The sequence below is a fragment of the Pedobacter quisquiliarum genome, from assembly GCF_014642175.1.
In the GTDB taxonomy this organism is placed as follows: Bacteria; Bacteroidota; Bacteroidia; order Sphingobacteriales; family Sphingobacteriaceae; genus Pedobacter; species Pedobacter quisquiliarum.
In genome coordinates this window covers 51,980-70,624 of the sequence record NZ_BMIL01000009.1, presented here as the reverse complement: position 1 = coordinate 70,624, position 18,645 = coordinate 51,980, and the positions used below count along the sequence as shown (strand labels likewise).

The 18,645-nt window shown below is 44.0% G+C and carries 16 protein-coding genes and 1 tRNA gene; 10 read left to right on the top strand and 7 right to left on the bottom strand.

The window, feature by feature from the left end; genetic code table 11:
- Positions 1–312 precede the first annotated feature (312 nt).
- The 4 genes from IEW69_RS13570 to IEW69_RS13555 all read left to right on the top strand — a co-directional run bounded on the left by IEW69_RS13570 (position 313) and on the right by IEW69_RS13555 (position 4,664).
- Positions 313–386 (top strand) — tRNA-Pro (locus tag IEW69_RS13570).
- A 204-nt stretch (positions 387–590) separates the two neighbouring features.
- The gene (locus IEW69_RS13565) at positions 591–1,121 is read left to right on the top strand and encodes a DUF6933 domain-containing protein (RefSeq protein ID WP_188627412.1); all 531 of its coding nucleotides are present in this window, start codon (positions 591–593) and stop codon (positions 1,119–1,121) included.
- A 6-nt stretch (positions 1,122–1,127) separates the two neighbouring features.
- Positions 1,128–2,321, top strand: a complete 1,194-nt coding sequence (locus IEW69_RS13560; RefSeq protein WP_188627411.1) for a winged helix-turn-helix domain-containing protein — start codon at positions 1,128–1,130, stop codon at positions 2,319–2,321.
- A gap of 111 nt (positions 2,322–2,432) precedes the next feature.
- Positions 2,433–4,664 (top strand): PAS domain-containing protein, encoded by a 2,232-nt coding sequence (locus tag IEW69_RS13555; protein ID WP_188627410.1) that lies wholly within the window; start codon positions 2,433–2,435, stop codon positions 4,662–4,664.
- A gap of 8 nt (positions 4,665–4,672) precedes the next feature.
- Here IEW69_RS13555 and IEW69_RS13550 read toward each other — a convergent pair whose 3' ends face one another.
- Together IEW69_RS13550 and IEW69_RS13545 are read right to left on the bottom strand one after the other, a co-directional pair.
- Positions 4,673–4,885, bottom strand: a complete 213-nt coding sequence (locus IEW69_RS13550) for a YidH family protein (RefSeq protein WP_188627409.1) — start codon at positions 4,883–4,885, stop codon at positions 4,673–4,675.
- Between the two features lie 78 nt (positions 4,886–4,963).
- Positions 4,964–5,425, bottom strand: a complete 462-nt coding sequence (locus tag IEW69_RS13545; protein ID WP_188627408.1) for a helix-turn-helix domain-containing protein — start codon at positions 5,423–5,425, stop codon at positions 4,964–4,966.
- Positions 5,426–5,660: 235 nt separating this feature from the next.
- On the opposite strand from IEW69_RS13545, the gene IEW69_RS13540 reads away from it, so the two are divergent.
- The 3 genes from IEW69_RS13540 (at position 5,661) to IEW69_RS13530 (ending at position 9,491) form a co-directional block, all read left to right on the top strand.
- Positions 5,661–6,695 carry a glycosylasparaginase gene (locus IEW69_RS13540; RefSeq protein ID WP_188627407.1) on the top strand — a complete coding sequence of 345 codons (1,035 nt, stop codon included), beginning with the start codon at positions 5,661–5,663 and terminating at the stop codon, positions 6,693–6,695.
- Between the two features lie 3 nt (positions 6,696–6,698).
- On the top strand, positions 6,699–7,376 hold the full coding sequence (locus IEW69_RS13535) for a copper homeostasis protein CutC (protein WP_188627406.1): 678 nt from the start codon (positions 6,699–6,701) through the stop codon (positions 7,374–7,376).
- A 126-nt stretch (positions 7,377–7,502) separates the two neighbouring features.
- Positions 7,503–9,491 (top strand): PAS domain S-box protein, encoded by a 1,989-nt coding sequence (locus tag IEW69_RS13530; RefSeq protein WP_188627405.1) that lies wholly within the window; start codon positions 7,503–7,505, stop codon positions 9,489–9,491.
- A 313-nt stretch (positions 9,492–9,804) separates the two neighbouring features.
- Here the strand turns inward: IEW69_RS13530 and IEW69_RS13525 are convergent, their stop codons facing one another.
- Positions 9,805–11,655 (bottom strand): sensor histidine kinase, encoded by a 1,851-nt coding sequence (locus tag IEW69_RS13525; RefSeq protein WP_188627404.1) that lies wholly within the window; start codon positions 11,653–11,655, stop codon positions 9,805–9,807.
- A gap of 267 nt (positions 11,656–11,922) precedes the next feature.
- On the opposite strand from IEW69_RS13525, the gene IEW69_RS13520 reads away from it, so the two are divergent.
- A complete protein-coding gene (locus IEW69_RS13520; RefSeq protein ID WP_188627403.1) occupies positions 11,923–12,156 on the top strand; it encodes a hypothetical protein in 234 nt (77 codons plus the stop codon).
- A 27-nt stretch (positions 12,157–12,183) separates the two neighbouring features.
- On the opposite strand, the gene IEW69_RS13515 is transcribed toward IEW69_RS13520, so the two are convergent.
- On the bottom strand, positions 12,184–13,668 hold the full coding sequence (locus tag IEW69_RS13515) for an MFS transporter (RefSeq protein ID WP_188627402.1): 1,485 nt from the start codon (positions 13,666–13,668) through the stop codon (positions 12,184–12,186).
- Between the two features lie 248 nt (positions 13,669–13,916).
- On the bottom strand, positions 13,917–15,158 hold the full coding sequence (locus IEW69_RS13510; protein ID WP_188627401.1) for a glycosyltransferase: 1,242 nt from the start codon (positions 15,156–15,158) through the stop codon (positions 13,917–13,919).
- A gap of 110 nt (positions 15,159–15,268) precedes the next feature.
- Here IEW69_RS13510 and IEW69_RS13505 point away from each other — a divergent pair, with 110 nt between their 5' ends.
- Positions 15,269–15,850: a MiaE family protein gene (locus IEW69_RS13505; protein WP_188627400.1), complete on the top strand. Its 582-nt coding sequence runs from the start codon at positions 15,269–15,271 to the stop codon at positions 15,848–15,850.
- 79 nt (positions 15,851–15,929) lie between these two features.
- On the top strand, positions 15,930–17,612 hold the full coding sequence (locus tag IEW69_RS13500; RefSeq protein WP_188627399.1) for a patatin-like phospholipase family protein: 1,683 nt from the start codon (positions 15,930–15,932) through the stop codon (positions 17,610–17,612).
- Positions 17,613–17,634: 22 nt separating this feature from the next.
- Here IEW69_RS13500 and IEW69_RS13495 read toward each other — a convergent pair whose 3' ends face one another.
- Together IEW69_RS13495 and IEW69_RS13490 are read right to left on the bottom strand one after the other, a co-directional pair.
- On the bottom strand, positions 17,635–18,006 hold the full coding sequence (locus tag IEW69_RS13495; RefSeq protein WP_188627398.1) for a hypothetical protein: 372 nt from the start codon (positions 18,004–18,006) through the stop codon (positions 17,635–17,637).
- A complete protein-coding gene (locus IEW69_RS13490) occupies positions 18,003–18,644 on the bottom strand; it encodes a SatD family protein (protein WP_188627397.1) in 642 nt (213 codons plus the stop codon). Before IEW69_RS13490 ends, IEW69_RS13495 begins: the two co-directional genes overlap by 4 nt.
- Between the last annotated feature and the right edge of the window lies 1 nt (position 18,645).

The following is an 18,645-nucleotide window of genomic DNA, read 5'->3' as shown; positions in this document are numbered from 1 at the left end:
CGTTTTAAGTTGCAAGCTGGATTTCACCCCCGAAGAGGAGCGTGAATAAGCATACAGCAGTGCAAAGCTGAAAATTTTTCTTGTTGATCGTGAACCGCTTACAGGATAGTTGATGCTTTTAACTTGGGGGGACTTCCTGGAATTGAAAAATAATTCTACCTTTGAACCATACCAATCGCAAGGATATGTGATAACGGTTTGAAAGAAGAAGAAAAATATTTTAAAATAAATTTCTTTATTAAAGTAAAAGTTCTACTTTTGCAATCCCAAACAACGAGAGAATGCAAATTCTTAAGTTGGACAACACCAGTTCGGGGTGTAGCGTAGCCCGGTATCGCGCCACATTTGGGATGTGGAGGTCGTAGGTTCGAATCCTGCCACCCCGACTAAAAAGGCCTCTAAGTGCAAACTTAGAGGCTTTTTTGCGTTTAAACCTTTTATAAGTTACAGGTTGGTGTGGCCTCATCGTTAAAAGGAAGGGCCTCTGAAGGCGAATATGTCTGAGATGTTTGTTAACCAGGACTGCATTGTTTAACTTTCTTCTGAAATTTAAAGAGAAGTACATCATTTGACTAATTTAATCCCACGTTATGCCTACAATGATTTACGCCACTAAGAAGCTAGAGAAATTAATTCCGAAGATGATTACCGTGGATGCTGCTGTTGAAACAAGTCCGCTTGGGAAGTGGAATGCCACCGTATTTCTTGTCGACCGAAAAAAATGCTGGTTGTTTACAAACGGACTGACGAAGTACAGCGTCATACTGCCTAATGTGAAAACAGCTGATCATGCCCAAATTGAGACCCTCTTTAAAAACACCTTTGTCAACCAGCTTATTTATGACGGCATCATTGTAGATTTCGAGGCACTCACCAGCAGCATGGGGCAGCTAAGATTCATGCGTACAGATAACGACCGTGTTACGACAGGCTTTCAGAATCAGCGGGTTTACGAATTAGAAGTGTGGAAAGAGGAATTTAGAACGTTGGAGCACATGCCGATGACAGACTTAGCCAATCGTATGAATGGAATTCCGATTCATATAGGTAAGAGTAAGAGATTTGCTGATTTCACCGATGCAATCTGCGAAATGAAAAAAGCTTTGTCTGTCGCCATTTAGCTCGCTATGTCGGAACAGCTTGTATTATCAAAGCGGCAAGCGCGGCAGATTATCTTAGATGCCGCGGGCTTGTCCAGGACGGGCCAGTTTGGATTTGGCAAAGCAGCTGTATATGAAGTTATCAAACACTTGGGGTTTGTGCAGCTGGATACGAATCTAGTGGTTGAGCGTGCCCATCATCATGTATTTGCATCGAGAGTGCCGGATTATCAAACCAGCTGGCTTACGGAACTTTGCGATGAAGGACTTGTTTTCGAATACTTCGCTTCTGATGCAGGGTACATGCCGATGTACGACTTTCGTTATACTTTACCTGTAAAGCAGGCTTTCGAGCTAAACCGTCCGGTCTTGAAAAAGCCGATACTCCATTTGATGGCACAAATACTGGATCAGGTGGAGCGGGACGGAGCGGTAAGGGTGAGCGACTTCGAAAATGACCGTCAGGAAGCAAGTTCGGGTTGGTGGGACTGGCGCCCGGCAAAGGTAGCACTGGAGCGGCTGTACCTGGAAGGGAAGTTGATGATCCGCAGAGATGAAAAATTTCAGAAGGTGTATGAACTGCCATTAAACCTGGTTCCGGATGAAATAGACCAGACGCTTCCAACGGCAGCAGCATACGCCAGATATATCATACATAGAACCTTATCCGCCTTGGGCATTGGCGCTGCAAAAGAACTACGCTGGCGTAGCCGCCGGGTTAAAGACAATGCTATTAAATCGGAGCTGGAAAAAATGATTCTAGAGGGTGCGGTAATTCAGGTTCAGGTGGAAGGTCTGAAGGAAATATATTATATGCTAAAGGAACAAAATACCGTTCCTGTGAACGCGGGAGATGTTTTCATTCTTTCTCCTTTTGATCTTTTGAATGTATTTAGATACCGTTTAAAAGAATTTTTCAATTTCGATTATCAGTTAGAGTGTTTTGTTCCAGCGGCTAAGCGGCAATACGGCTATTTTTCCCTGCCGGTACTTGCAGGAGATTGCTTCATTGCGAGGATGGATGCAAAAGCAGACCGAAAAAACAAGCTTTTAATTGTACATAACATCCATTTTGAAGCTGTTGAAATCAGCGATTCGCAACTCGACAAATTCATTCAGGCATTAAGGGTTTACATAATGTTTAATCAATGTAGGGACGTGTTATTTATCAAATCAAATACTCCTGCTTACCTGTCCAAACTACAAACGGCATTCGGATGATAGAGGTGTTGCACTTGTAATTCCAGCTTCTTTTGTTGAAAAGCGGAGAAATATCCTATCTTTATTTTGGCAAAAGGCCACCCTACTGATCATCCCATTACGCAATCACTTATGGTCAACTTGAAAGAGATTGAGCTACTTTACAATGCTATGCCCACCCCAAGCGTCATTTTACACCCCGACGCGCCGGATTTTACCATTGCTGCGGTCAACAAAGCTTTTCTGGTCAGTACTTATAAAAATGCCGAGGATCTTATCGCAAAACCGTTTTTTTCTGTGTTCCCGGCTAATGTGGATGACGATGGGAGTAGGACGGTAAATATAACGCAAGCCTTTGATCATGTGCTCAACTCCAAGACACCTTACCTTGTCTTAAAACATCGCTATGACTTACCGTCTGAGGCTATTATTATGCCAGAGCTGCGCTATTGGAACATTGAAACTTATCCGCTACTTGACGAAGCAGGAACGTTACGTTACATCGTTCAAAGTTCTACAGATGTGACCGAACTCGTGGTCGCAGAAATGAAGCTGGAAGAGAACAATGTGCGGCTTTTGAAAGAGCTGGAAGGACGCGAGCAGATGGAGTCCGCCCTTCAGTTAAGCAATGAGCGGTATAATTATGTAAATAAAGCAACCAATGATGCCATATATGATTGGGATATTGAAGCCGATAATATTGAATGGGGACATGCTTTTTATCATGCTTATGGTTGCCCGACAGAGGGTCGGTTTTCGATTGATAAATGGAAAGCGTTAATATATCCCCAGGACATTGAACGTCTGGAGCGGAGCTTGGATGAAACGCTACGCAATCCTGGTGCACAAAACTGGACTTCCGATTATAAATTGAGGAGGATGGATGGGCGTTATGCCGAAGTGGAGGAAAATGGATATATCCTGCGGGATGAGCATGGCCGCGCGAAACGCATGATTGGCGTCCTGAGGGATGTTACATCCCGCAAGAAGGCGGAAGAAGAGCTTGAAACTTTGAAGAACACTTTTAGCGAGCTTTTTCAATTGAACCCTTTGCCAATGTGGGTATATGATTTGCATTCGTTGAAATTCCTTGATGTGAATGAAGCTGCAGTTGCCCATTATGGATATTCAAAGGCTGAATTTCTTTCCATGTCCATTCAGGAAATCAGACCGCAAGCTGATGCAGCAGCGTTCGTCGAAAAGCTTCGGTCGGAGGTTGAACCGGGTAAACCACACTCGTTGATTGTAAATCACCGGAAGAAATCGGGAGAAACTATTCTCTTACAAATTAAGGGAAATTCCATCCATTACGGAACAAAAGAAGCGCGGCTTGTGGTTGCTATAGACATCACGGAAAAGACCAGGTTTGAAAGAGCCTTAATTGACAGTGAACGACGTTTTAAAACTTTGATTCAGGAAAGTTCCGATCTGATTGCGATTATGGACGGAGATGGGGTCTATAAATACGTGAGTCCTACTATTGAGCGCCTGATGGGCCTTACGCCGGAGCAGGTAGTCGGGAAAAATGCGTTTACTGCTATTCATGAGGACCATCGGGCGTATCTGATTGAACAAATGGAAGCACTCGCGGAAAAGAAAAGCATCAAATTAGCGCCTTATAGGCTTACAGATCAGCTGGGCCGGACACACTGGATGGAAACGATCATAACGGATATGCGTGCGGATGAGGCGATTGATGGCATTATCTGCAATGCGCGTATTGTTACGGATAGGGTAGAACAGGAGCTGAAGATTAAAGAACATCTGGAACGCTTAAACATTGTTTCCAAGGCAACCAGCGACACGATTTGGGACTTAAATCACCAAAATGGTAAGGTGATATGGAATCAGGGTATTCAATCCATATTTGGGTATGATTGTTTAGAATCGGATTACCAGTGGTGGTATGAACGTGTGCACCCAGAAGATCTGGAACGAGTAACAGGCGTGGTGCAGTACAATGTTGATCATAAACTATCGCGCTGGACCAGTGAATACCGGTTTAGATGTGCAGATGGTTCATACAAAGACATACTAGACCGCGGGTTCCTGATATTTGATCCGGAAACCGGAGGTGTTGTAAAAATGATTGGTGCATTTCAGGACATCAGCGAACGTGTTGCTTACACCAAGGCGGTCGAAGAGCACAACAGCAGACTAAAGGAAATTGCCTGGACACAGGCACACCTGGTGAGGGGTCCACTTACGAGCATTCTCGGATTGATGGCACTGCTAAAAGATCCGGCCACAGACGAAGCAACGAAAACGTCTGTTTTGACGTATCTAGATCATTCTGCGGCCAAACTTGACGAAATCATTATGGAGATCATCAACAAAAGCCATGAGTCTTTGAAGGATGCCTAGCGTTTTTACTAAGACTTTTTAGCGGTTGCAACAACCACAATTCCGCCGATTAATAAAATACCGCCGAGGTATGGGGGCCAGTTTACACTCTTTTCTTTGTCTGCAGAGACTTGAATCGGTCCTGCGTCAATCACTTTTTCTTTTTTGGTGTAAGAAAATCCTGTCCAGATTAGCATCACAACGCCAAGTACAATCAAAATTAATCCTATCGTTCTGTTCATAATGTATGTTTTACTTACATACTATAATCAAAAAATAGAAATTTTGTTTTTTAAAGCAATGTAAATGCCGAATTATTACTATTTGGAGAGGTAGAAAAAGAACATGGCTTTAACAATCTGACTCATGGACCGCTTCCCGGAAACCCAGTCTGCAATGCTATCCCGATCGACACCGGTGTCGAAAGCAATCTGTTTGATACGGACGTTCTTTTCTTTCATTTTTCTTTCCAACCAGGCCGGAGTGACCACCGATGTAGGCGTAAGGCCATGAGTTGTTGGTTCAATATCAAGCTCGTATTCTGGGAACCATTTGTCAAAGACCTCATGTGCACGCTTGATTAAGGTTGCTTCGTTCGCATATTTCTTGGATCGTGTTTCAGATTGACTGACCTCCATGTAGATCTTCTGATCGCGAACATCTTTGATGGTAAACTGGATATTAGATTGCATTTTATGGATTTCAGCTGCTTTTTCTAAGGCTTCGAGCTGATCCGTTGCTAATAGGTCTGTGAGCGTTTCTATTCCGGCTATAATGGGCATGGGCTATTCTATGTTAATGTCTAAAACCAACTGAATGCTAGTTTTAGTGCATTGTTTGAAAGAAGAAAGAACTTTGCGTGCTAAATGCCGCGGGTATTTGTATTGCGCATCAGTTGTATGGCTTAGCTATTCTTGAAAGTGTTTGTCCTAGATTAGAACTTGGTGGATAACAAAATCCTGGATAAGCTTGATTTCTTTTCTTTAATTTGGCTTTTTAAGCTTTATACCCATCAACATGTTTAATCGTCGGAAATTCATAAAAGCCTCTGCAGTATCTGCAGGAATGTTAGCCATCAATCAGCAAGCCATTGCAGACATCGTACCTTCAGAAACCATTTCAGCGGCAGCTAAGCCAATCATCATTTCTACCTGGGATTTTGGTGTTGCAGCGAACAAGGCTGGCTGGGCGGTGCTCTCTAAAGGTGGGCGAGCGCTTGATGCCGTTGAGCAAGCCGGTTGGGTGCCTGAGTCGGATGTGAAGAATCAAACGGTGGGGTATGGTGGCCTGCCAGATCGTGATGGTAATGTGACCTTAGACGCCTGCATTATGGATGAGCAGGGTAATTGCGGTGCAGTACTTGCGCTGGAGCACATCAAACACCCGATATCTGTTGCCAGGAAGGTGATGGAGAAAACACCACATGTGATGCTTGCCGGTGCAGGAGCACTCCAGTTTGCATTGGAGAACGGCTTCCCTAAAGAAAACCTGCTTACACCTGAAAGTGAAAAAGCGTGGAAAGAGTGGTTGAAAACCGCGGAATATGCGCCGGTGATGAACATCGAAAACAAGCAATACGAAAAAAGTAGTCCGCAAATGCTACCTGGAAATCAATATAACCATGATACGATAGGCATTCTGGCAATCGATGCAAGCGGAAACATTTCCGGAGGTTGCACTACAAGCGGAATGGCGTATAAGCTTCATGGCCGAATTGGCGACAGTCCGATTATCGGCGCAGGCTTGTATGTGGATAATGAGGTTGGTGGCGCTACATCTACGGGTGTAGGTGAGGAGGTGGTTCGCAACGTCGGCTCTTTTCTGGTTGTGGAACTGATGCGTCAGGGCTACTCTCCAGAAGCAGCATGTAAGGAAGCAGTTATGCGGATCATCAAGAAGAAACCCGAGATCGCAAAAAACATACAAGTTGGCTTTCTTGCCATTAATAAAAAGGGTGAACATGGCGCTTATGCCATCCAGAAAGGCTTCTCCTATGCGGTATGCAATGACGTGAAACAGGATCTATTAATTCCAGGCAAAAGCTACTACTAGGCTATGGTGAAGTTGGAAGTGTGTGCAAATGGTGTCAACTCAGCATTGATTGCACAGGAAGCTGGTGCCTACCGCGTTGAATTATGTGATAATCTTCTTGAAGGGGGCACAACGCCTTCATACGGGCAAATTGCCCTGGCTAGAAAACTACTGCATATAAAATTATACCCGATAATACGTCCTCGTGGCGGAAACTTCGTCTATTCAGATGTTGAATTTGAAGTGATGAAGGCCGACATTCTCAATTGCAAAGCCTTGGGATGCGATGGTGTTGTTTTCGGCATCTTAAATCCGGATCAAACCATAGATGAAGAGCGCTGTAAGGCCCTGCTTGAAGTTGCACATCCGATGCCGGCGACCTTCCACCGGGCTTTTGATGACTTGAAGGATATGCATCAAGGCTTGGGACAATTGATAACACTCGGTTTTGAAAGAATATTGACGTCTGGCGGTGCGGCCACCGCTGTTGCTGGTGCCGATGTTATTAAACAGTTGATAACAGCTGCTGCAGGGCGGATCGAGATTATGCCAGGCGCCGGACTGAACTTGAACAATGTGGAAGAACTGATTCAGCGCACAGGTGCCCGGGAGGTTCACGGTTCATTTTCAAGGGACGTTCCATTTAGGTTGACTGATGCAGATGTTGTAAAGGCAGTAAGTCTTAGACTTTCAAGTCTTTAGCTATGTGAGGCCGGCTTGTGAATAGGCCATTTGAATTAAAAACTTCACAGTAAATATTCGTTTTACGTGAAATGAATATGCCGAATGATTTATTACTTTTACAAGCTAACACGTACTTGAAACAATATGCAGGACTTTGTTGATATTGATAAAAAAAATAAACAATACCAGTCCCTAATTGAAGATTCGCCCTTAGCCATTTACACGAGTGATCAGGATGGGCGGTTAACGTATTTCAACCCGGCGGCAGTTCAATTGTGGGGAAGGGTTCCGGTGATGGGTGAGGATTTTTGGAGCGGGCCATGGAGGATCCATTTTCCAGATGGGAGACCAATGAACCTCAGCGATTCGCCTATGGCGAAAGCACTACAACAAATCGCAAGGTTTGAAAATCAGGAGATCGTAATTGAGCGGCCGGATCAGACCTTCAAGCGTTTGCTTGTATTTGCTATTCCGACTTTTGATGATCAGAGTACGTTCTCGGGAACGCAAAATACCTTTGTTGATATTACGGCAAAAACTTCTTACGAAACCAAACAGTCTGTATTATCAGCAATTGTGGAATCATCTGATGATGCCATCATAAGCAAGGATTTGAATGGGATTATTTCCAGTTGGAATCAAGGCGCTCAAAGGATTTTCGGGTATACAGAAACAGAGGTAATTGGAAAACCGGTTTCGATCCTGATACCCACAGAAAGGCTTAAGGAAGAAGATACCATCTTGGGTCAGATCCGCCAGGGGAATAAAGTAAAACATTTCGAGACCATTCGGATGACGAAAATAGGAAAATTGATCCCAATTTCGCTAACGGTTTCGCCCGTAAAAGACGTCTCTGGAAATATCATAGGGGCATCTAAGATTGCAAGGGACATCACCGAGCAGGTTGAAGCCCAGGCATCCATTAAGCGCAATGCGCAGAATCTTGAGTTGCTGAATTCTATTGGTAAGGTTATACTGGAACAGCTGGAAGTGAAAGAAGTCCTTCAGCAAGTTACGGATGTGACCACGCAAATCACTGGAGCATCCTTTGGGGCTTTCTTTTACAATACTTACGATGACAATGGTGAAGCTTTTATGCTTTATACGCTTTCAGGGGCCTCAAGTGCCCAATTTGAATCCCTGGGCATGCCAAGGCATGCAGCGTTGTTCAAGCCGACATTTAGCAATAGTGAAGTCATCAGGGTAGATGACGTGACCATGGACAGCCGCTATGGAAAGAATATGCCTCTATTCGGAATGCCAAGCGGCCATTTGGATGTTAAAAGTTACCTCGCTGTGCCTGTTGTTTCAGCCAACGGTGAGGTGATTGGCGGATTGTTGTTTGGACATCCCGAAGTGGGACAGTTTCGTGCCGAGCATGAAGATCTCGTAGAGAGTATTGCCTCACAAGCTGCCATTGCGCTTGAAAATTCAAGGCTATTCGAAGAGATCAAGACGATGAGTGATAAGAAAGATGAATTCATCGCACTCGCGAGCCATGAGTTAAAAACACCGCTTACGACAATCAAAGGCTATTTACAGCTACTTGCTAAGAAAAAGCAGGACCGTGTGAATGCGCTGTTTATTGAGAAAACGCTGGATCAGGTGGCAAAGTTAAACGCGCTGATTGCTGACTTACTGGATGTTTCAAAAATTGAGGCTGGTAAGTTGCAGTTTAATCTGGAGCATTTCGACTTAAGGTTGTTGCTGAAAGAAGTTATGGAGACTTTTCCTTACACTTACAAGACGCATAAGATCATTTTTCATGATGCCAATGAGCCTGCAATCGTCTATGCTGATAAACAGCGCATTGAGCAGGTCATCAATAATCTACTAACCAACGCAATTAAATATTCGCCTGCAGCGGACCTGGTAGAAATTTCATTGTTTAAAGATGCTGAGGTGGTCACCGTAAGGGTGAAGGATTACGGTATCGGGTTAAAGGAGGAGCATAAAAGTAAGATCTTCACCAGGTTCTATCGTGCCGATGGCGTGGTTAATGTATCTGGTCTTGGCATTGGACTTCACCTGACCAAGGAAATTATTGACAGGCACAACGGGCAAATCGGTGTAGAAGGCACGTTTGGCGTTGGTTCAGAGTTCTACTTTACCTTGCCGGCAAATGGTGGATAACATAGATGTATAACTGTTTTCTTTTATAACAAAAAAGGCTTTTCAAAATGTTGAAAAGCCTTTTTTGTTCCTAATACAATTTAAATTCTAATAATCCTCTTCAAATATAACCAGAAAAAGGTTAGTTGATGTGTTTTGATGTAAAATAATTGCTTTTTATATATTATATTTTGTGAATGTTTGACAAGTGGATAATAAATACGTCATGTTGCGTCTATTTTTGGACAATCTTATGGTTCTTGATCAAATATCTTATTGATTCGTTAGTTTTTGTAGCTATTTTGAGTCGTTTGTGTTGTAAATACAAGTAATTTTAGGTATTTGCAGCTGGAATACTGAAGTAAAAAGTTGTTCCAACATTCAATGTACTTTCCACCCAGATCTTGCCGTCACTTTTTTCAACAAAATCTTTGCAGAGAATAAGTCCCAAGCCACTGCCTTTTTCATTTTCTGTGCCTATCGTAGTAAATGAGCTTTCCATTTTGAACAGCCGGTCGATCAATTGCTCAGGTATTCCAGTTCCATTATCACTTACAGAAAACAATATGGTATCATCCTGCGGTACTGCTCGGATTACAACTTTGCTATTGGTGTGACTAAATTTCACAGCGTTTGACGTCAGGTTACGGAGTACCGTGCTTAACATCTGTTTGTCTGCGTTAACCAAACCTACCGTGTCTTCAGCCATCTCGATCTGAATGTCTTTTATGATTGAAATGGGTGAAAGCAGTTCTATATGTTCCAGAATAAGGTGACGAACGTCAATTAACTCGGGTTTAGGAAGTAGCGCACCAGTTTGTAACCTGGACCAACTCAGCAGGTTTTCAAGCAAGCCGAACGCATTCTGTGCTGCTCTGCGGATGGTAAGTGCCATCTGCTCTAATTTAGGCGGACTGAATTTCTGTGTATTCTTTGCAATCAAGTCGCTATAGGCAAGGATAGAGGTAAATGGCGATTTTAGATCGTGCGCAATTATGGAGAAAAATTTATCCTTAGTTGAGTTTAAATCCTGTAAGGCCTTCTCATTAATCTTCAGCTGTGTGATGTCATAGCTGATGACAAGGTAAGAGAAGCCCATAAGGCCAGAGGTGTACTCAGGAATAACTTTAAGCGCATAGTGCCTGTTGGCGTCGAAACTGAAGTCTAACTGCTGTTCCGCCTTGCTCTCTCTGGCTTTTTCAAGCAAATCTTCAATGCCCTCTGCGAAATTTGCTGGCAAGCCCAGATTGTAAACGTTCTGGCAGGATGGAAGATCAGGTGTATGACCAGTTAGCTCCTGAACGGCTTTATTTGCATAAATGCACTTTCCCTTTTCATCAAACCGGAAGATCAATACAGGCAGGTTTTCAGAAAGGGTACGGTAGTTTTGCTCACTGTCGCTAAGATTCTTAAAGATCAAGGTTGTGGGATTGATAAATCCTTTCTCCACAACAGCCTTATAGGTAAAGAAAAACGCTAGTAGCTTGGCACAGTGTCCCACGGCATTGGAAGCACTGTAATTAGATACATACAGCGTAAAGCAGAATTCGGTCAGAATGGCGAAGCATATCGATAGGCATAAAGACCTGAAAATGGATGGCTCAAAATGTTGACGGTTCTTTTTCAGCAAAAACAAGCCTACAAAGAGTATTGCAATGATGGTGTACTCGGCATAAATTTTAAAGGCTGTCTGGCCAACACCATCAATGAAGCAAATCGGGAAGTTTTCCCATACTAAAATCGAGCAAATGATCAATGTGGTTACAACCAGGTAGGCTATGAAAGTGGCATCAACATTTATTCTCCGCTTCCGATGAATAAAGGTGAAGCCGACAACGAGTGCCGTTGCTTCGAGAAAGCGCGTTGCTACCCAGAACTGGTTGGAATAGTAGATCTGATCGTCGATGATGTTCATGCCCTTGAACGTAATCGTGTGTAACAGGTCGAGCACCCCGATGAATAGATAGGCGATCCCTTGAAAATACAGATAGTTGCTGTCCAACATTTTCCTGGAGTTCCAGGTCACCGTAAACACTGCGAAGGCCACGATTATAGAGAACAGTTCAACGAGTGTGTGGAAAAGCAGGTAGTTCTGGGCGATGCTTACCAAAAAAATGAAGACCAGTAATGTTACGGCAGCTAATGTTCTGTAGTACTTTTTAAGCCAGGCCTGGAGCGTGTTCAATAATGTAGGAGTTGAATGATGTTAAAAGCGTAGCACAGATGATATAACCAATACCTGATGCGGCTACAAATATACAGTTTGAGGTCTTAATGCTTCCCTTTAATAAAAGAGTTTTAGTAAGGATATCTACCTGAGTGGCCAGGGGAGGTTTATTGCGCGTAGGTAATCAAGAATGACATGGATTTAAAGTACTTATACATTCCAAAACCGATGTTTTTACTTTGCACATTTTTTCCCACATTCCTTAGGTTAGTGTAAAATTTATATATGTTCAGATTGATATACTTTAATCCTGCTGCCGGTTATAGAACATTTGATTATAAGCAAGTTGAACGATTATCAGAGGGAGAACGCCTTGTAGCTGATGCTGAAGCAATGATAATCTGTGTAGTAGATTATTACAACAAGGCAATTTTGCACAAGTGTAGCGATTACGAAACACACCGGGAGCAAATCGATCCACTGATCTTTGATCCTAAGGTTATGGGCTTGTATTACTGATGGCTGTTCTCCCCGGTTATTTACATGTTAGGCGGCTTCATCAGGTTTCACGCGAAAAATGATTTGTGCTTTCAGAATCGGCCTGACCACGCCCCTGCGGTAAATGGTTGTTGAATTCTTACGTATCTTTTTGTTTAGCTTAAGCTGCATATAGTTCATCACCAACTCACGCCTGATCTCACCTTGTTCTTTCACCTTAGATAATAGCTTTAATGACAGGGCAGCCATGAGTCCGCCAAGAATAAATAAGAAGCTCCACCCTTGTATGTTGATGATTTCAAAGGTGCTTACTATACCTTCCGTGTTTTTGAATTGGATGTCCCATAACAGTTGCTGATTGGCAAAGGTGTCTGCGAGCAGCCCGCCGATCATCGGTGAAAGCGCTGAAAACACGGCAACCACCATGTTCAAGGAAGACATGTAAGCCATGGCCTCTCTTCTTGGCGCAAGTTTCATCCCGATGTTGTATAAAGCAAGGTTAATTCCGCCGGTAGCAGTACCGCTGAAAATGCTGATTACGGTAAGGATAAGTAAACCATACACGCGTTCGGTAGGCATAGAAGCATATACCCAGGCCAAGATACAGGTGATGTAAACCGGTGCACATATGTTCAGAATCGTCTTGTTGCTAAAACGATCGGCATATTGGCCTATCGTTTTGATGGAAAGAATGTTGCTGACCTGAGCAAGGATCGTAAACCCGATTACATAGGAAAGGGGTAGACCCATGGTATTCATCAGGTATACGGTAAAAAATGGAACGGCAAGGTTTAAAGCAAATGCCCAGGCTGCGTTAAATACAAGAAGGTTCTTGAAGTTTTTATCTTTCAATGGCTTCTTGAATTGTTCAAGCACACTGTCTTGATTGGTAATCGGCGTGGGCTCTGGTGCCTTTGCAAGCCAATACACGCCAACCAGGCCAATGATTCCACCAAGTACAAATATGCTGTAATACATCAGCGTTAGAAATTCCGTGTAATTTCCTTTTACGTAATCAATTGAAATCGACATGGCCAGTCCTAGTGCAGCACTTAAGATGGTTATCAGTTTTGTGCGCTTTGAGAAAAAGCTTCCTAGTCTGTTTTCCGGGATTAAGTCCTTTACCCAGGAGTTCCAACTTGCACCTGCAATGGATCCGAAAACATAGTGGATGAAGAGGATGACCAACAACAACTGAAGGCTGACCTCTTTCGAAAAGAAGAAGGGAAGACATGCGGCGAACAACATCGGGAAGCGTCCTAGAATCGCACTAACGACTGTTATTGCACGACGATTATTGTACCGTTGTACCAGCCATATTGAAAATAGCTGGAAAATATTCGTCAGAATAGGGAGGCTTGCAAGTAGCCCGATCTGAAAGTTAGAGGCACCTAGATGTAGTGCCATAGCTGTAATGAATGCGCCTCCGGATAGATTTACCATAGCTTCACCGGCCAGGCTGTCTTTAAGAATTGATTTTTGCCCAGCATTGATTTGGCTATCGTTTAATGTTGGTGTGGTGTTTAAGTTCATTTTGCGTTTTTCTGTAGATCGTCTTTTGTAGTGTGGTTTATACGGGGTGGCGTATATTCCTCTAAAAGACGGGCGCAAAAGTACTGGTTTATCTGACTATTTTCATGAGGAGGAACAGAAAAGCAATAAGGGAATTGTCATATTTTAATGATGCAAGTGGCTTGTTCTGAGTAATATAGCACGTATTTAACGTGAACGATTTGCTTGGCTTGCCCTTACGCAAAGGAATTTCGCTAATGTTTATGGTCTTATTTAAGCTTGTTCTTTTCAGAGATCCACAGGGACATGTATTTGTTGCTATTCAGGCTGTGATGCTGAAGGATTTGGCCCATGAAATTTTTTCTGCGATGCTGAGAGAGATTGCCTTTTAAATACTGGAGCCTTTGCATAAAGCCTGGTATAAACAAGCCTTTGTCGTACTTTTCATTTAGTATTCGCAGGCCATTTTGCTGTGCCTGTAGCCATTTCCCACAATCTGCATATAAACGCGCCGCTGTGGATACGAATTCTGTAAGATCATCACATATCGCGCCGCCCCATAGGAGGTTGTCGTTCATGGCCTCGGCCCCGATGTTTGTTGTAATGCTTGGGGTACCGGTCTGCATGGCATCAATAAATTTCCCCTTTAATCCTGCGCCAAACTTTATGGGCGCTAGTAGAAGTCGGTGTTTGGACATGACTTCAGTGGCACTATCTGCTCTGCCGTGTACCAGAAAGTGCTCCGCTACATTCTGGAGTTGGGAAACCTTTGCGCTTGCGTAAGCACCATAGATGTGCATCTTAACGCCGGGCAGTCGCTTTCTTAAAAGTGGCCAAATGGTGGTTTTTAAAGTCTGCAGTGTATTCCAATTGGGTTCATGCAGGTAATTTCCAATGAACATAAATCCTTCACGTGCGTCATAAGGCTGCCAGCTATCCACCGCAGCCGGTGTGAGCGGCGTTTCTAAAAAGGGCAGGAAATATAGAAGATCCCGGTTCACACCGTATTCCTGAACAAGGAGCTCTACTTCAGCTTGTGAAATAATCAAGGAAAGATCCGAGCGTAGAATGGCGGCTATTTCCCGCTTGGCGATGTCGTTGAACAAATCCAGCTGGCTCAGCTCGGTATGGTTTTTAATTGCAGCTTGCCTTGCCGCCCTCAGGCAATGTAGGTCTTCCGTATCCAATAGGGTAAGCGCTGTTGGACATTCTTGTCTTACCCGCCAGCCGTACTGCTCTTCTATCATGTACCGATCGAACATCACCATTTCAGGCTGTAGGCTGCGCACGAACACATTAAAACTGTCGACGTTAAGCTTTATGGGAACTTCATTTACGCCCAGGCTTGTCAGGTCTGCACTGAACTCTCCTTTGGCTGCAGCAGAAGCAAAAACAACGGTATACTGCTCTTCTAGAAACATATTCAGGAGTTGTACCATCCTGGTACCTGCCGCAGAGGATTTGGGTTCTGGCCAGACCAGTCCTATAATTAAGATTGTTTTTTCTTGCATCACTTCGTTGTGCAAAGTAAGCAGTTTTCAGGCATCCGTACCGTAGTTTTCTGCCATGCGCTTTAAAAGGAGCTTATTATACTTACTTTTGTTGCGCTAAATAAATACAAATGCTGGGATTAAAATTACTTACCGACCCTCGATGGGCGAATATTGCGGAGTCTAACCTGGAGGAGATCTTAACGGATCATGCCTGGTGTGAGCAGAAAGCTGCCAGCAATGCCATCAGCTTAATAGCGAACAATTCCGAACACATGGATCTTGTTGAAGAATTAACTGCAATCGCCATCGAAGAGATGCAACATTTCCAGATGGTGATCGAAATCATCAAGCAGCGTGGTTATACTTTAGGCCGTGAACGCAAGGATGACTATGTGGGCAAGCTTATAAAGTTTAGCAAGAAGGATGGAAGTAGAAATACCGCTTTCATTGACAGGCTCTTATTTGCTGCAATGATTGAAGCGCGTAGCTGTGAACGTTTTCGCGTGCTTTCTCAGAATATTAAAGATCCGGATCTGGCCAAGTTCTACTATGATCTGATGGTTTCTGAGGCCAACCATTATACAACCTTCCTCAACTTCGCCCGCAAGTATACCATCGATGTGGACGTAGACAAGCGTTGGAAGCAATGGCTCGAGTTTGAAGGTGAGCTCATCCAGAGTTTTGGTACAAAAGAAGCCATCCACGGCTAATATTTCAACCCGGCTTTTACCGGGTTTTTTTATTTCCTAAATTAGGGATGGTTACCCTGCCCAATGTGACCACGCTCCTATGGAAAAGACACCGATACCCGCAGAACCTTTTGGAAAGATTGCTTTGAGTTGTTCTGGCGGAGGATACCGCGCCGCCTCTTTCCACCTGGGGTCTATGTCGTACCTCCATAGACTTGATTTCGGTGGAACACCGCTTATGGAGCATGTAAAGCTTATCTCTACAGTTTCCGGCGGATCCATCACGGGGGTGGTCTACGCTATGATGAAGCAGCAAGAGCATACCTTCAAAGAGATCTATGATTTTCTGCTGCAGACCTTACTCAATACTGATCTTCTGAAGTCTGGTATTGAAAACCTGAATCCTGATGCGCCCTGGCCGCATACACATAAACGGAAAAACCTGATTAACGTCTTCGCCGCTCAGTATGATGCGCAGTTTACCCGCGGTGCGCTGATGAACGTCTTTGATAAGATGACCTGTCATTTGGAAGCGGTTGTATTTAATTGCACAGACTTTCAGCATGCCCTGAACTTTCGTTTTCGCAACCCGGGCAGTAGCTATGCGGGAAACTACTACAACCGCATTCCGCTGAAGCAACTCCGTGAAGTGAAGTTGGCAGATGTTATGGCGGCATCCTCCTGTTTCCCTGGCGGCTTTGAGCCGATGTGCTGGCCCGATGATTTCGTGCATGAACAATCACCCAACCTACTGGATTTGGCAACTCAGAATGCCGCTGCTGCGATAAACCCGCTGGGGATTATGGATGGTGGCATTTACGACAACCAGGGGGTTGACAGCATCCTGCGCTACAAGGAAGGATCAGCGCTGCCGTATTTCGATCTGATTATCCTCTCTGATGTAGCCTCACCCGATATGAAGGCCTTCGTGCCCTTCAAAGAACAGCCAAAGAAAGGCTTTCGTGCACTTACAATTAAGGCCGTGAAAACCCGCATTGCTACTGTAGACAAAGCAGTGGGTTGGGGGCTGTGGTTAATAGCAGCATTAGGGGTTCTGCTCCCTTTTATCTTCAACATGCAGGCAAACTGGTTGGCAGGCATATGTTGGACCTTTACCGGCTTTGCACTTGCATCCTTAGGGGTGCGCTTTTGGGTGAAGCAGCAGCTTCATCTGTTGCTTTTTCGGATGTTTTTAAAAGTCCGTGATAATCTGGCACCCTTCTACCTTCGAAGACTTTCGCTGTTTGATATCGAAGAACTTTCCGTCCACAGAGCCGAGCCATTGATTATGGATCGGATCAATTCATTGATGATACTCCTTACCAGTGTATTCCTGAAGGTTGTGCGTCGGCTGAACTACAATCGCCTGTATGAGGATGACGTTTACCAGTTCCGACGACTTTCCACATTAATTAAGTGCCTTAGCCGCGACAACCTCGTGAAGGCGACCAGCGATAGAAAAAAGCCTGGGTTCTTCAGCGGAGACTATGATACTGATATTGGTCCAGCCATTCAGGGGGTTGTGGAGCAAGCGGTCGCCTTTGGGACAACTTTATGGTTCACCGAACAGCAGCTGCTAGATGATGTGTTGAAGAAGTTAGTGGCTACAGGGCAGGTTACCATGTGCTACAATATGATTCTTTACATAGAGCAATTGAAGAACAGTAGTGGTGATCAGTATGATAAGCTTGATGCGCAAGTGCGTGCGAAAGTAGATGCCTTATATGCGCAGTGTACATCCGATTGGGTATTGTTCCGCCAGGATCCGATGCATCTGGTTTAATGGCTAGCCCTCCCTAATAGCCCTATCTAGAAAATAATCTCTCCAGTGCAGCATCAATGTCGCTCGCATGGTTCCAGAGATACAAATAAAATAAAGACATGCTCACAGAGATCAGGTTCCCGATTAAGTAGTAGTTGTTGAAACGCTGTGTTTCTCCCTGTCGTTCTTCATGCTTCAGGCGCGTGGCGATCTTCAGCGCACTGAAGACAGTTAAAGCATGTGGCAGGTCATTATATAGAAACAATGCCAGGAAGAGGCGCTCCAGGCAACCTTTGAACAAGGATTCTAAGTCTATCTCTGTCTTTTTGTAGTAGAACTTTGCGACCACAGAGAAGATGAACCAAAGCAGAATTTCACTAACAACCATAATGGCTATTGTAATTAATAATCTCATACCTGATCAGCTATGTATTGCGTTACCTGTTTTATCGCAAAGTACGGTTCTATTTTTAAATTCTTGTGCCTTTTCCAAATTTGAGATCTCGTTTTCCCTAAAGCTTCTGCAACTTGCTTATAGTCCTTTAAATCAAGAAACTTGCAAATAAGCGCATGGTCTTTTTCTAATTTCCAGTCGTCTGTTATGTTCTGGTAAATACTCATGCTGGCGGTCAATGCCGCAGCCGCTTCTTGCTTATGTATGTGTATGGCGTACCTGCTGTTCGTTGCCTTGCTGCTTTCCAGCGCTTCACGCGCTTTTGTAAGGCCTTCACCGAGCATGCCATATGCAATCTCTTCATTTATGGGCGTATCGATTGGCCCTTGATACACAACATACCTTAACTTAAATCCTGCATTCTCCACGATTAACCTTTCTTCAAGCTGTAGAATGATGGATATTGCTTTTGAGGTATTTTTAACCACGCACTGGAATTCATCTCCCAGGGTGATGGTTATCGGGGATCGTAGCCAACGTTTATTTCGCTTATTTACATCTTCTGTTAACCGCTTAAAGGTTCTCATCAGTGCATTCTGATCGCTTTTACGGCTATCTATGATGTCTGCCATTAAGATGATGGGGTCTTTTCTGGTCATG

Coding starts and splice junctions, on each gene's coding strand:
- IEW69_RS13565 (WP_188627412.1), top strand. CDS start 591: ATGCCTACAATGATTTACGCCACTAAGAAGCTAGAGAAATTAATTCCG.
- IEW69_RS13560 (WP_188627411.1), top strand. CDS start 1,128: ATGTCGGAACAGCTTGTATTATCAAAGCGGCAAGCGCGGCAGATTATC.
- IEW69_RS13555 (WP_188627410.1), top strand. CDS start 2,433: ATGGTCAACTTGAAAGAGATTGAGCTACTTTACAATGCTATGCCCACC.
- IEW69_RS13550 (WP_188627409.1), bottom strand. CDS start 4,885: ATGAACAGAACGATAGGATTAATTTTGATTGTACTTGGCGTTGTGATG.
- IEW69_RS13545 (WP_188627408.1), bottom strand. CDS start 5,425: ATGCCCATTATAGCCGGAATAGAAACGCTCACAGACCTATTAGCAACG.
- IEW69_RS13540 (WP_188627407.1), top strand. CDS start 5,661: ATGTTTAATCGTCGGAAATTCATAAAAGCCTCTGCAGTATCTGCAGGA.
- IEW69_RS13535 (WP_188627406.1), top strand. CDS start 6,699: ATGGTGAAGTTGGAAGTGTGTGCAAATGGTGTCAACTCAGCATTGATT.
- IEW69_RS13530 (WP_188627405.1), top strand. CDS start 7,503: ATGCAGGACTTTGTTGATATTGATAAAAAAAATAAACAATACCAGTCC.
- IEW69_RS13520 (WP_188627403.1), top strand. CDS start 11,923: ATGTTCAGATTGATATACTTTAATCCTGCTGCCGGTTATAGAACATTT.
- IEW69_RS13515 (WP_188627402.1), bottom strand. CDS start 13,668: ATGAACTTAAACACCACACCAACATTAAACGATAGCCAAATCAATGCT.
- IEW69_RS13510 (WP_188627401.1), bottom strand. CDS start 15,158: ATGCAAGAAAAAACAATCTTAATTATAGGACTGGTCTGGCCAGAACCC.
- IEW69_RS13505 (WP_188627400.1), top strand. CDS start 15,269: ATGCTGGGATTAAAATTACTTACCGACCCTCGATGGGCGAATATTGCG.
- IEW69_RS13500 (WP_188627399.1), top strand. CDS start 15,930: ATGGAAAAGACACCGATACCCGCAGAACCTTTTGGAAAGATTGCTTTG.
- IEW69_RS13495 (WP_188627398.1), bottom strand. CDS start 18,006: ATGAGATTATTAATTACAATAGCCATTATGGTTGTTAGTGAAATTCTG.
- IEW69_RS13490 (WP_188627397.1), bottom strand. CDS start 18,644: ATGACCAGAAAAGACCCCATCATCTTAATGGCAGACATCATAGATAGC.